This window comes from Nocardia aurea, from assembly GCF_003123685.1.
GTDB lineage: Bacteria > Actinomycetota > Actinomycetes > Mycobacteriales > Mycobacteriaceae > Nocardia > Nocardia aurea.
On sequence record NZ_QCYJ01000085.1, the window covers coordinates 312,740 to 325,321 of the forward strand.

At 67.7% G+C, this 12,582-nt stretch carries 12 protein-coding genes and 1 pseudogene; 5 read left to right on the plus strand and 8 right to left on the minus strand.

Going from position 1 to position 12,582, the window contains the following annotated elements:
• Positions 1-5: 5 nt before the first annotated feature.
• Together DAT37_RS18200 and DAT37_RS18205 are read right to left on the minus strand one after the other, a co-directional pair.
• Positions 6-662: an enoyl-CoA hydratase-related protein gene (locus DAT37_RS18200; RefSeq protein ID WP_109525953.1), complete on the minus strand. Its 657-nt coding sequence runs from the start codon at positions 660-662 to the stop codon at positions 6-8.
• Between the two features lie 47 nt (positions 663-709).
• Complete coding sequence (locus tag DAT37_RS18205; protein ID WP_109525954.1) at positions 710-1,354, minus strand: TetR/AcrR family transcriptional regulator; 645 nt, start codon at positions 1,352-1,354, stop codon at positions 710-712.
• A gap of 202 nt (positions 1,355-1,556) precedes the next feature.
• Between DAT37_RS18205 and DAT37_RS18210 the strand changes: the two genes are divergently transcribed.
• Entirely contained in the window at positions 1,557-2,105 is a 549-nt protein-coding gene (locus DAT37_RS18210; RefSeq protein WP_109525955.1) for a TetR/AcrR family transcriptional regulator, read from the plus strand.
• Positions 2,106-2,145: 40 nt separating this feature from the next.
• Here the strand turns inward: DAT37_RS18210 and DAT37_RS18215 are convergent, their stop codons facing one another.
• Positions 2,146-4,008: a Na+/H+ antiporter gene (locus tag DAT37_RS18215; RefSeq protein ID WP_198654322.1), complete on the minus strand. Its 1,863-nt coding sequence runs from the start codon at positions 4,006-4,008 to the stop codon at positions 2,146-2,148.
• Between the two features lie 56 nt (positions 4,009-4,064).
• Here DAT37_RS18215 and DAT37_RS18220 point away from each other — a divergent pair, with 56 nt between their 5' ends.
• Together DAT37_RS18220 and DAT37_RS18225 are read left to right on the plus strand one after the other, a co-directional pair.
• Positions 4,065-4,958 (plus strand): alpha/beta fold hydrolase, encoded by an 894-nt coding sequence (locus tag DAT37_RS18220; protein ID WP_109525956.1) that lies wholly within the window; start codon positions 4,065-4,067, stop codon positions 4,956-4,958.
• Between the two features lie 90 nt (positions 4,959-5,048).
• Positions 5,049-5,435, plus strand: coding sequence for a hypothetical protein (locus DAT37_RS18225; protein WP_109525957.1), 387 nt, complete (start codon positions 5,049-5,051; stop codon positions 5,433-5,435).
• 3 nt (positions 5,436-5,438) lie between these two features.
• On the opposite strand, the gene DAT37_RS18230 is transcribed toward DAT37_RS18225, so the two are convergent.
• Positions 5,439-7,643, minus strand: a complete 2,205-nt coding sequence (locus DAT37_RS18230; protein WP_109525958.1) for a molybdopterin-dependent oxidoreductase — start codon at positions 7,641-7,643, stop codon at positions 5,439-5,441.
• Positions 7,644-7,847: 204 nt separating this feature from the next.
• Here DAT37_RS18230 and DAT37_RS46430 point away from each other — a divergent pair, with 204 nt between their 5' ends.
• Together DAT37_RS46430 and DAT37_RS18240 are read left to right on the plus strand one after the other, a co-directional pair.
• Positions 7,848-8,255 (plus strand): ATP-binding cassette domain-containing protein, encoded by a 408-nt coding sequence (locus tag DAT37_RS46430; RefSeq protein ID WP_408637415.1) that lies wholly within the window; start codon positions 7,848-7,850, stop codon positions 8,253-8,255.
• Positions 8,252-8,446, plus strand: a pseudogene (locus DAT37_RS18240) (response regulator transcription factor); the annotation flags it as partial. The gene DAT37_RS46430 and the pseudogene DAT37_RS18240, both read left to right, overlap by 4 nt.
• A gap of 1,126 nt (positions 8,447-9,572) precedes the next feature.
• Here DAT37_RS18240 and DAT37_RS18245 read toward each other — a convergent pair.
• The 4 genes from DAT37_RS18245 to DAT37_RS18265 form a co-directional block, all read right to left on the minus strand.
• Positions 9,573-9,872 (minus strand): hypothetical protein, encoded by a 300-nt coding sequence (locus tag DAT37_RS18245; RefSeq protein ID WP_157978535.1) that lies wholly within the window; start codon positions 9,870-9,872, stop codon positions 9,573-9,575.
• Positions 9,873-9,958: 86 nt separating this feature from the next.
• Positions 9,959-10,723 carry an ABC transporter permease gene (locus DAT37_RS18250; protein WP_269814781.1) on the minus strand — a complete coding sequence of 255 codons (765 nt, stop codon included), beginning with the start codon at positions 10,721-10,723 and terminating at the stop codon, positions 9,959-9,961.
• 357 nt (positions 10,724-11,080) lie between these two features.
• Positions 11,081-11,908 carry an oxidoreductase gene (locus tag DAT37_RS18260; protein WP_109525962.1) on the minus strand — a complete coding sequence of 276 codons (828 nt, stop codon included), beginning with the start codon at positions 11,906-11,908 and terminating at the stop codon, positions 11,081-11,083.
• A 62-nt stretch (positions 11,909-11,970) separates the two neighbouring features.
• On the minus strand, positions 11,971-12,399 hold the full coding sequence (locus DAT37_RS18265) for a hypothetical protein (protein WP_109526080.1): 429 nt from the start codon (positions 12,397-12,399) through the stop codon (positions 11,971-11,973).
• Positions 12,400-12,582 lie beyond the last annotated feature (183 nt).

Here is a 12,582-nt window from a genome sequence, read left to right on the forward strand (position 1 = left end):
CGCGGCTAGGAATCGGCGGTCAATGCCGCCACCGCCGACGCGAACATCGTGTTCTTGATCGCGCCGAGAGTGGCCTGGTCCTTCGCGCCCAATGGCGCGAGCATCGCGATGGCGGCGGTGGTGACCTCGCCTTCGCCTGCCGTGGCGTCGACGATGTCGACCGCGGAGGCGTCGGCGCCGCCGAAGCGGCGACCGGTCGTCATGGACGCGACGGCCGTCTTCGGTGACAGCTTGGCCTGCACGAGCGCGGCCATTCCCGGGGTGAACGGTATGTGGATGTCGACCTCGGGGAAGCAGAAGTAGCCGCGGTCGGCGCGCATCACCCGGTAGTCGTGGGCGACGGCCAGCATCGCGCCCGCGCCGAACGCGTGGCCGGGAAGGGCTGCGGCGGTCGGGATCGGCAGGGTGAGGACGCGGGCGAACAGCGCCTGGACCCGGCTCACGTACCAGGAGGTGCGGTCCGCGTTGGCGCCGAGCCAGTCCAGGTCGAGTCCGTTGGAGTAGAACTTGCCGCTCGCGGTCGTCACCAGGCCCGTCGCACCGTCGGCGAGGACGGTGTCCAGGTGGGCGTTCACCTCGTCGAGGAATTCCGGCGAGAAACGGTTCTCGTCGGCGCCGAGGTCGAGGACGGCGATCTTGTCGTGGTAATCGAGGCCGGTCATGTGCACTCCTTCGTGTCGTGGGCGAGAGTCGCTGGGGGACAGGTCGTTCAGGATCGGGGTGGAGGCCCGACCGCGAGTACGGCGCGCACGGCGGCGCCGAGCTGTTCGAGCGCGAACGGGTCGGCCAGGCGTTCGCGGCGCAGCAGGATCGCGGTGGGCAGGTCGACCACGCAGGTGGTGACGACCGCGACGGCGCGCCGGTCACCGCGCCCCCACAGTCGGCGCGCCAATCGGACCAGCAGTCGCACCAGTGCCTTGTCGGTGTCGGCGAGTTCGGCGGCGAGCGCCTCGGGGAGTTCCTCGTCGAGCAACTGTTCCCGCGACACCGTGAGCAGCAGGCGGGACGAATCCGGGTATCGCTCGGTGAACACCGCCGGTGCCAGCGCGGCGGCGACGATCGCCTCGACGACGGCGTCGGGCGAATCGGCGGGGTGCAGCCGCTCGGAAGGCGCGGCGGCATCGTCCGGCTCGACCAGCTCCGTCTGCACGTCGAGGAAGCGTCGCGCGGCGCGTAACCAGGTGTGGCCGAGCACTTCCGCACGGGATCCGAAGTTGTGGTAAAGCGCGCCGTTGGACATGCCGGTGGCCTGGGCGACGGCGCGAATCGTGACGGCGGCCGGTCCGGAGCGCACGGCGATCGACTCCGCGGCGTCGAGGACCGCGCCGGGGTCGTGGATCCGGGGGCGTGGCATGGCACGACTATAACAGAGCAATTGCTCTGTTATACAAATTGACTCCTCTTGTCCACTGGCGCTGCGTATTTCATCCGGTAACAGCTAACTCGGCGCCCACCCGAGGCGCACCATCGATTTCGTTATGTGTGAATACGCGGACAGTACGATGGGGTACTGTTCGGGCCTCTGCCCTCGTCCGCACGCACAGAACGGCATCCGAATGTCACGAGTGGTCACCAAGGAGCAGTACTTCGACACCGCACTGGCGGTGCTGGCCGAACTCGGTTTCAAGGGCCTCAATATCGGGGTGCTGTGCCGCAGACTCGGCGTCACCAGCGGGTCGTTCTACCACCACTTCGGCAGCTGGCAGGGATTCGTCGACGCGCTGCTCGAGCACTGGGAGAACCGTCAGGTCCTGATCCTGCGCACGCTGCGGTTCAACCAAGGCAACCCCGACGACGACATCCGCGCGATGTCGGATCTGGCCTCGGGCCTGCACCACGCGGCCGAGGCCGCCATCAGGGCGTGGGCGGGTAACGACGAGTCGGTCGGCCTGGCGCTCAAGCGGGTCGACGAATCCCGTCGCCGCACCGTGCACAAGGCGATCAAGGGCGTCGTGGGCGACGACGAGACCACCGCCGTCGTGACCTCGCTCGGCATGGCGATGCTGGTCGGCCACCAGCAGCTCGCCGCGCGCGGCGAGGACGTGTCGTTGGAACAGCTCCTCGCGCAATACGCCAGGCTCATCTATTCCTACGCGCGCCACTGACCGGACGACGATCGATGTGGCACAACGGGTTACGAGGCGTTCAGCCCAGTAGTTCGTCCACGTAGCACCACCGCCACGCTTCGCCGGGCTCCACGCTGCGTATCACCGGATGCGCGGTGGAGCCGTAGTGCGCGGTCGCGTGATTTCCGGGTGAGGAATCGCAGCAGGCGATATGCCCGCACGTCAGGCACATGCGCAGATGTACCCAGACCAGGCCCTCGGCCAGGCATTCGGCGCATTCGTCCGGGCCGTCCTGGCGCAGGAACAGCGGCGCGGCGAGCAGGTGCTCGCAGTTCTCCGTCGTACCGGGTCCGCTGAGCGTCTCGGCGGTTTCCTCGTCGGCCTCGTCGAACCGGTCGATCATGGATTCCTCCAGATCGAGCCTGGCCAGCACATGTTGCAGGATCTCGTAGTCGAGGGTGCCCGAATCGCGCACCCGCAGTACGGTTTCCCGCTCGACGCGCAACATCGCCAACCGCAGGCGACGGTATTCGGCGGTCGGTGTCACCTGTTCGGATTCGGACCGGCCGAGCCGCTCCCAGGCGGCATTGGTCTGCCAGGTGACACGCTCGCGCAACGACAGGACGACCGCTTCCGGTGTCTCCGGGGTGATCCGCCGATCCAATTCCGCCAGCCCCGCCGACACCGCCTGCTGGAGCAGACTCGCCTTCTGTAGCGCGTCCTCGGCCCGGCTCGGACCGCGCAATTTCAGCAACCGCACCAGCCACGGCAGCGAAGTCCCCTGTAGCAGTAGCGTTCCCGCGACCACGACCAGGGCGAGCATCTTCAGGACGGGAAGCTGCGGGGTGTCCTCGGGCAGCAGCAGGACCGCCGCCAGGGTGACCACCCCGCGCATCCCGGCCCAGGACACGACCGCCGGATACGTCATCGGTGTGTCGTCGCTGCCGGTCGCGCGCCACAGCAGCGCCCACGGGAAGATCCAGAGCGGACGGGCGAGTACGACCGTCGCCAGCACCGCGACCGCCGTGACGACGAGTGTGCCGCGATCGAGGCCACTGGACCACGCACCCTCCAGGATCGCTCGCACCTGTAGGCCGATGATGAGGAAGACCGAACTCTCCAGGATGAACTGGATGGTGTTCCAGTTGGTGCGTTCTGCGATACGTGAGGCCGCGCTCTGCCAGACCGGGGCGTTGTGCCCGAGGATGATGCCGCAGACCACCACCGCGATGACACCGGACGCGCCCAGTTCCTCGGCGGGCAGATAGGCCAGGAACGGCGCGAGGAACGACAGCGTGGTGTCCAATACCGGATCGGAGATCCGCCGCCGCAACAGCGCGAGCAGATAGGCCACCGCGACGCCTACCGCCGCGCCGCCACCCGCGGCCACCAGGAAGTCGAGGCCGGCGCGCCACATCTCGTAGGTGCCCGCCGCGGCCGCGATGGCGGTACGCAACGTCACCAGCGCCGTCGCGTCGTTGAACAGCGATTCGCCCTCGAGCAGGGTGACGATCCGTCGCGGCATCCCGATCCGTCGGGCCACCGCCGTCGCGGCCACCGCGTCGGGCGGGGCCACGACCGCGCCGAGTGCGACGGCGACCGCGAACGGCACCGGAAGCAACCACCACACGACGACGCCGACCGCGAAGGCGCTGAACAACACCAGTCCGACCGACAGCAGCGCGATATTGCGCATATCGGCACGGAAGTCGACGAGCGAGGTTCGGATCGCCGCCGTATAAAGCAACGGCGGCAGCAGTCCGAGCAGTACTATCTCCGGATCGAGATGAACCTCGGGGACGAACGGCAGATACGACGCGGCAACCCCGGCGAGCGTCAGCACGAGCGGTTCGGATATCCCGAACCGCCGCGCGAGCGCCGCCAAGGCCGTCGCCGTGGCAACGAGGGCAACCAGCTCGATCGCGACATGCACCGGTCGCATTCTTCCAGAGCCGATGATCTTCGCGAGTCGGCGTCGGTACATACAAGGAGGCAAGAATGGAGGAATTCGCATCCTGGCGGGCTACCGGACGCCGATTCACCCATCGCGGCCATCAGATCTTCTGGCGTGACGGCGGCACCGGAACCGACGGTGACGTCCTACTCTGTATCCACGGTTTCCCGACCGCGTCCTGGGATTGGCACGCGATATGGCCGGGACTGTGCACCCGATTCGCCCGGGTGATCGCCGCGGACATGATCGGCTTCGGCTGGTCGGCCAAGCCCCGCAACTACGACTACACCATCGCCGATCAGGCCGACCTGCACGAACAGTTGCTCCGCGAACACGGGATCGGTCGCTACCACATCCTGGCGCACGATTACGGCGACACCGTGGCGCAGGAACTGCTCGCTCGCGCCGAGGACCGCCGGGGCCACGATGACGATTCCCTCGTCGTCGAATCGGTCTGCCTGCTCAACGGCGGCCTCTTCCCGGAGACGCATCGCCCGCGCCTGGTGCAACGACTGCTCGCGGGCCCGGCCGGGCCGCTGGTGGGTGTGCTCGGCTCCGAACGCACCTTCGCGCGCAGCCTGGCGAGTGTGTTCGGCCCGGAGACCAAACCCGATGCCGAGGCCATCGCCCAGTTCTGGATTCTCTGGTGCAGTAAGCGCGGAAAACGTAACGGGCACAAGTTGATCCGATACATGGCCGAACGCAGGAAGTATCGTGATCGCTGGGTGGGCGCGCTGCGTGAGACGAGCGTGCCGCTACGCCTGATCGACGGATCGCTCGATCCGGTATCCGGCGCGCACATGGTCGAGCGGTATCGCGAACTGATCCCGGATCCGGACGTGGTCGAACTGCCCGAGGTCGGGCACTATCCCCAGTTGGAGGCCGCGGAGCAGACGTTGCAGGCGATCCTGGAGTTCCACGGCACGCGGGTGCGGTGAATCGCGAGTTACCGTGCCCCCGTGCGCTATTCGGCTTCGGGTGCGGGTGTTCGTCCGGACAGCCGCCGCTGGTCGTCGTACAGTCGGCCCATGGCGTTCCGTTTCGAACTGCAGCCCGCCCTGCCTCTCCAGTTGACGCCGGACTGTCTGGTGTACAGCGGAACCGTGCGCATGTTCGTGACCGGCATCATGTTCCAGTCCTCGGGTGCGCCCGCCGACTCGTTCGGTTTCGCCCTGCCTGACGCGCCGCCGCTCCTCGGTGACGCCGACGAGCCGCGGGTCTGGGCCGAGGCGTCACTGATGACGGGTACCGCCACCGCCGCATCCGGCGGGTACCCGTTCGGCGTCGAATGGGTGCGCGCCGCGTACCTGCCCGATCCGCGCGGTGGCACGAGCAGATGGCTGAATCTGTTCGGCGGCGCCCATATCGGACGTGAGATCCGCCTCGGCTACCGGGTGACCGTGGCTACGGTGTGACGATCACCCGATCGTCGACACCGCGGCCACGGCGGTGGACGCGGTTTCCGACGGCGCGGCGTTCACCGTCACCCACGTGCTGTTGACCGCCGCGTTTCCGGAGAAGGTGTCCACGGCCGCGGGATCGTGCAGCAGATTGACGTTCGCGCCCGGCTGCGCCGCCGCCACCGACCAGCCGACGCCGGGTTCGGCGTGACCCCACCCGTGCGGTATCGCCACCGTGCCGCGGCGGATGTCGTCACTGATCTCCAGCGGCACCACGATGGCGCCGTGTTTCGAGGCGACGGTCACGGGTGCGCCGTCGTCGAGTCCGCGATCGGCGGCGTCGCCGGAATGCATCAGCGCGGTGCAGCGTGGGCGGCCCTTCATCATGGACGGAATGTTGTGCAGCCACGAATTGTTGCTGCGCAGGTGGCGGCGGCCGATCAGTCTCAGGTCGAATCCGTCCGCGATGTGGACAGCGCCCGGTTCCTCGCTCGCGGCGTCGATGAGCGCCGCCGCCGCGGTCACGAAATCCTCGGGAGCCAAGCGCACCTTGCGATCGCGGGTGCCGATGAGCGTGCGCAGCCTCGGCAGCAGCGGTCCGAGATCGATGCCGCCCGCGCTCTCGCGTACCTTCGCGACGGTGAGTCCCGACCGCCCACGTCGCAATACCCCGTACGGACCGGCCGCGATCGCCAGGGCCGACAGGCGCAGCGGACTCACCTTGTCGAACAGCGAGTTCACGAACCGGGTGGTCAGCGCGCGGGCGGGCAGCGGCAGCAACTCGCTCACCAGCCGCGCCATGATCTCCCAGTCCTCCAGGCCGTCCGCGGGCGGTGCGAAGACCCGTCGGTTGTAGCGCAGATTGTTACGCACGCTGAACACCGGCATCAGGATGTCGAGGTCTTCGCGTTCCAGGGGTGAGATCGGCGGCAGGATGATGTCGGCGTGCCTGCTGGTCTCGGTGACGTACATGTCGACGGCCACGTAGAAATCGAGCGTGTCCAGCGCCGAAGCGAGGCGCCCGCGCTGAGGTGTCGAGAGCACGGGATTGCCCGCGTAGGTGATCATCGCGCGGATCTTGGTGTCGCCGTCGCTGAGGATCTGATCGGCGAGCGCCCCCACAGGCAGTTCCGACCGGAACGATTTGAACGTGCCCGAATCATCGGTCCAGGCCCCGTGCGCGACCGGCAGGTATTTGCCGAAGCGTGTCGCGTCCACCGGCGGTGTGGTGAACATCTGCCCGCCCGGCCGGTCGAGATTTCCGGTGACGGCGTTGATGGTGTTGATGAGCCAGTGGGTGAGCGTACCGGTCACCGTCTGGCAGACCCCGATCCGGCCGTACATCACCGCGGACGGCGCGGCGGCGTGATCGCGTGCCAGTCGGCGGATCGTGTCGGCGTCGACGCCCGCGTGCGGGGCGGCCTGTTCCGGCGTGAAACCCGCGACCAGGGCCCTGATATCGCCCCAGCCCGAGCACATGGCGGCGATCCTGCCCTCGTCGCACAACTTCTCGGTGACGAGCACGTGCAGCATCGCGAGCAGCAGGTAAGGGTCACCGCCCGGGGTGACCGCGACGTGTTCGTCGGCCAGGCGCGCGGTCTCGGTGCGCCGGGGATCGATGACCACCACGGTCCCGCCCCGACCTCGGACATCCTTGATGCGCTGTTTGGCCCCGGGCATGGTCGTGATCGACCCGTTCGACACCGCGGGATTCGCGCCGAGCACCACCAGGCGGTGGGTGCGGTCGATATCGGTGACCGGCATCAGCACATTCGATCCGAACATCCGCCACGCCACGAATTCCTGCGGGAACTGATCGATGGAGGAGGCGGTGTAGAAATTCTTGGTCAGCAGGACCGTGCGCAGCAGCCCGCCGTAGAGCACCGACGAACTGTGCGCGGCGGGATTGCCGAGGTACATGCCGATGGCGCTGTTTCCGTGCTCGGCGCGCACCCGGCGAAGACGTCGGCCGATCTCCCGGAACGCCTCGTCCCACCCGATCGGTTCGAATCCGTCACCGACCCGGCGCACCGGGGTGCGCAATCGATCGGGATCGTGGTGCAGTCCGCCCATCGCGGTCGCCTTGGGGCAGATGTAGCCCTTGGACAGCACATCGTCGGGATTACCCTCGATCCGGGTAACCCGATCGTCTTCGACGCTGACCAGAATTCCGCAGTGTGCTTCACACAGAGTGCATTGTCGCGCAATCGTTGTGGCGCCCATAAGTTAGTGCCTCTTCTGCTGGAGTCGCTTGTAGACAGGCTACCGCGCGCACCGAAGTCCCCGGGCATGGTTTCGGCCGATGATCCGCCGGTGTGCCGCCCGGACGGGCGGGAAACCCCCGTCGTGACACCGAGAACCGAGCCACCGGCGCACCGGGCACGCGTGATACCTGAGAGGGAGACCGCGAAACCACTCCCGCGCGGGATGTGCTCGCGTTCCCGGTTTTCTAGCGTTGACCGGGTGATCGAGGCAACCAATCTCACGAAAGTCTTCGGCGGCGCCGCGGCGGTGTCCGGTGTGACGTTCCGGGTGGGTCCGGGCAGGGTGACCGGATTTCTCGGTCCGAACGGGTCAGGCAAATCGACGACCATGCGAATGATGCTGGACCTCGACCGTCCGACCACGGGCACGGTACGCGTCGGCGGGCGGCGCTATCGCGACCGCGCTCGTGCGCGGCTCGGCCGCGGCGGTGGCGATCATGCTCGCCGTGCCGATCCTGCCGGATCTGATCGGTCCGCTGCTCGGGGAGTCGGGGCGCTGGATTTCGGTTGGCCGAGATCGCCCGCCGCCCGCCCGGCCGCAGATCGGAGCTCGCCCCGCCCGCGCGACTGACCGCGCGCGAGACCACCGTGCTGACGCTGATCGCACGCGGACTCTCCAACGCCGAAATCGCCGCGGAACTGGTCATATCCGAGCAGACCGTGAAAACCCACGTCGGGCGCGTCCTGGACAAGTTGCGTCTGCGTGATCGCACGCAGGCGGCGATCTACGCCTATGAAACCGGAGTCGTACGTCCGGGCTGACCGCGGCGAATCATCATGCGGCGACAGGTCCCGCGGCCGCGAGCACGGTCGACCTCCGGTGGCGGGGAGGTGTTCGAGCGAGAACCGGGTCGTGCCGGTCGTGTTCGGATCGATGTCGTGGTGCGCCAACGACATCGATGCCGAATCGTGACGTCTCGGTATCGTTTCGACATTCGGTGAGCCCGGTTTCGCGGTCGATATCGGCACGGCGCGCGTGGATGCATCGAACGCAACGATGTGCGGGAGCGCTCCGAGACGGCACTGTCGGCACGGTAATCCGGGCGTGTGGGCTGAGTTCGCCTAGTACGACCGTATTGTCGCGCCGTACCGACGCCGTCGGTACGGGTACAGGTCGGGGCGTGGAGCTGCCGAATGCGGGGAACCCGGTTCGGAGGTCGGTGAAATGCGCGAACCCCGCTCGAATCGTTCGAGCGGGGTCGCGATTCGTGGGGACGAGGTCACGCGGTGTCGACGTGGCGGCGATCGCACCGTTGCGGGGCTCGCCCGGCCTCTGCGCCGCGGAATTCCCGAGTTCGGCTGGCACACGGACGAATCGCGTGCGCGGCCCTCGGTGCGACCTCAGTGGGCGGCGGTCTCGCGAATACCGACCGTGACGTGGGCGGATTCGTTCGCCGTCGACGGAGTCCGCGGTGCGGACGCGCTTCCGAGGATCGAGACGACACGTGACCAGGTGGGCCTTTGGGCAATGGCACTCGGTACACGAAGGGTGAAGACCATGAAGCCCTCCTTTCCAGAGATCGAGCAATGCTGGAATACCAACACCATTCACCGTAAACACCTGGCAACTGAAATGCCAGCTGTGCGACTGTGAATCATGATGCATCATCGTAACTGATACCCATATCGCGGCGCATTCGCGATATTCGCGTGTTCGGGAGCCCACCCCGACCGGTCGACGTGCCGTGGGGGCAATTGGTTTCGCGTCCGGAGCGGGGTGGGTCGCGGCCGAGGGGTCGGGCCGGGCGGCGTGGGTGGTCACACTGTCGGCGACTGCGGCCGGAGCGCTTCGGGCCTCGGTGAAGATCATTACGGTGCTGTCGACGGCAACTTCGGAGTGACACGCGTAATCCCGGGTGTCCACGTAGCTCTGATATACGAGGCGGAATCAGCAGTGCGGTTCGTCGCGGTAGAGATCCGTGCGGCGGGTCAAACGCTCGGAGAACGATTGCGCCCATGCTTGTCCCTCGGTCTCGTCGGTGACCGTGCGAGCGCGCCGGGCGCGGGCGGGCAGGCATCGCCGCGCCGCGCTCGCACCGGGCCGTGCCTGTTGGGCCAGGAGGCGAGCGTTCCAACTGATGTAGGCCGCTACCGTCATTCCGGCGCAGTCGGCAGCGTGTTCGAGCAGGAGCCAGTCGTGTTCGTCCATGGTCACCGTGACCGTGAGTTCCCTGTTCGCCATGCTCATCCCGATCGGCTCGACTGTGTCGCGCTGCGATACCCGGGGACAAGCGCCCCAAACACCGTCCTGGGCGGCGGTTTCCTCGGGGCTGCTCAGCGTAGGACGGTGGGATGCGCCGCGCAGCGGTGAACCTTGACTCGGGCGATCAGCTCGATTGTCAGGGCGACAGCGCAGGACTGGGCGAGCAGCAGGCCGACGAGTACCAGAATCTGCACGGCTCCCGCCTGCGTCGCGGAACCGCTGGCGACGAGTACGCCGACGAAAGCGCCCGGTAACGTGACCAATCCGACCGTGCGCATCTGATCGACGCTGGGCAGCAGCGCGTCGGCGGCGGTGGCGCGGACGACCTCCAGTCGTGCGTCGCGTTCGGACAGTCCGAGACTCAGCGCGGCCTCCACCTCGCCCCAACGCTGTTCGATCGTGTCCAGTGCCCTCCGCGCCGCCAGCGATGTCGCGCTCATGGTGCCGCCGAGCACGATTCCCCCGATCGGGACCAGCGCGACGCCCTCGAGCGGGACCACCCCGCTGAGCAACATGGCCGGTAGCACGGCCGTGAGTCCGGCGCCCAGCGCGAGAGTCAGCCACAGCGCCGACCATCCCGCCTCCGCCCTGCGCGCCGAGGTCGCCACCGCGGCGCCGAACATCACCACCAGCACCGCGATCGAAGACCACAGCTGCCCCAGTGCCGCTGCCAGGATCAACGCCACCGCGGTCAATTGGGCGGCCCCGCGCAGCGCGGCGCCGGGAGCCACCGTGACCGATCCCAGGCGAGCCACCCGATAGACCACGGCGGTCGCCGCGACCATGACCGCGCACAGGACCGCGAGTGCCACCCCCGGCGTCGCCACCGTGTTCACCGTGTGACCGCCCGGTGTGCGCTCATGGTTCGAGGAACAGTCGCTCGTACGGCAGTCGTGGGAACGGTCGACGGACGCCGTGGGGCGATCGAACCAATTCGATTGTGCACCAACGCCTTCGCCACCAGTCGCGGATCAGATGTCGGGCCGCCTCGACACTGGCCGTGTAGTCGGTGCACATCTCGTCCAGCCAGATACGCAGGTGTACATCACCTTCGGTCGGGAGCCAGTCCTCGGGGAACAATGGTCTACCACCTCCTACCCATCGTGAGGCCACCGACCCACCGAACTCGGCACTCCGGCGCGGACCGGGTGCCGTCGCCCCGCGGACGGTGAGATCGAGTTCCGCGCCGATCGCTACTGTGCGGCGGGAAAGTCCGCGGACCGGCTCGATGCCGCCCACCTCTGCGCCTCCGCCGCGCGTTCGACGGACGATTCGCGGGCCATCTCGACGGCACCGGCGCCGAGGAGAAGTCGTCGTGGGGGATCGTCGGATTCGACGACATCGATGATCACCTTCGCCGCGCGAGCGGGATCGCCCGGCTGAGTTCCGTCGTTGTCGCGCCGGTATCGGTTGATCTCGCCGACGGTGGACTCGTAGTCGGCTCCCACGGCAGGCAACCGCATCGACGAACCCTGCCAGTCGGTGCGAAAGGCTCCCGGTTCGACGATCAGGACCTTCACACCGAACGGCCGCACCTCGTTGGCCAACACCTCCGAGAAACCCTCCACGGCGAATTTCGCGGACTGGTAGGCGCCCATGCCCGGTGTGCCGCCGACCCGTCCGCCGACGGAGGAGAATTGCACGAACCACCCCGAGCGCTGTTGTCGCAGGACAGGCAGTGCGGCGCGGGTGAGGTTGACCACGCCGAAGAAATTCGTTTCGATCTGATGCCGGAAATCGGTGTCGTCCATCTCCTCGATGGGCGCGCTGTTCGCGTACCCCGCGTTGTTGACCACCACGTCCAAGGCGCCGAATTCGGCAATCGTGAAATCGACGGCCGCGTGTGCCGCGTTCGCGTCGGTGACATCGAGTTCGAACGTGCGAACGTTGTCACCGACGAAGGTCAGTACTTCCGGCCGCCGCGCGGTCGCGACGATGTTGTCACCGCGCGCGAGGACGGCTCGGGCGAGCTCGCGGCCGAACCCCCGTGAGGTGCCGGTGACGAGCCATGTTTTCGCCACAACTTTCTCCGTTCGTCGGGCCACCAACCGGTGATGGCTTGTCCGGGTGTTTCGATCGGGTGTCAGGCCGCGCGCAGCGGACCCGCGAAGGATTTACGCAGAGAGGACGGGCCGACCAGGGGCAGCAGTGCCGCCAGCACCTTGCCTTTGACGGCGCGTGGAGTGCGTGTCAGTTCGACGTCGACCCGGGTGCCCGCCGATTCGCCGCGTGCCAGGAAGGTCCAGCCGCCGCCCGCGCCGAAGAGTTTGGAGTCCAGGGTCGTGACGGTGACGCTGCCCCGGGGCAGGTCCCATTCGTAGCGGGCGCGCTCCCAGGCCGCCGCGGTGCCCTCGGTGACCTCGGCCCAGTTCTCGCCGCGGTCGTGGACGACGAAATGGTCGGCGTCGATCGTCGGCCACGTGTCGGCGCGGGCGGGTCCGAAGTCGGTGAGCACCTGGACGACCTCGGCCGGGGACAGGGTCGACACGAGGTGGAAACGGACGGTGGTCATGGCGTGCTCCTCGGAGATGATGGCCGCGGCCGCGTCGTCGGACCGGGCTTGTGTCGTCTGCGATTCCGGGCGGTGCGCCCGGATGCCTGTCGAGCATCGCTCCCGCGAACCCCTCGGCGAATCCGTCGGATGACGCAGCGATGACGTATCTTCGCCATCTGTCGCGGCCGATCGGATGAACGG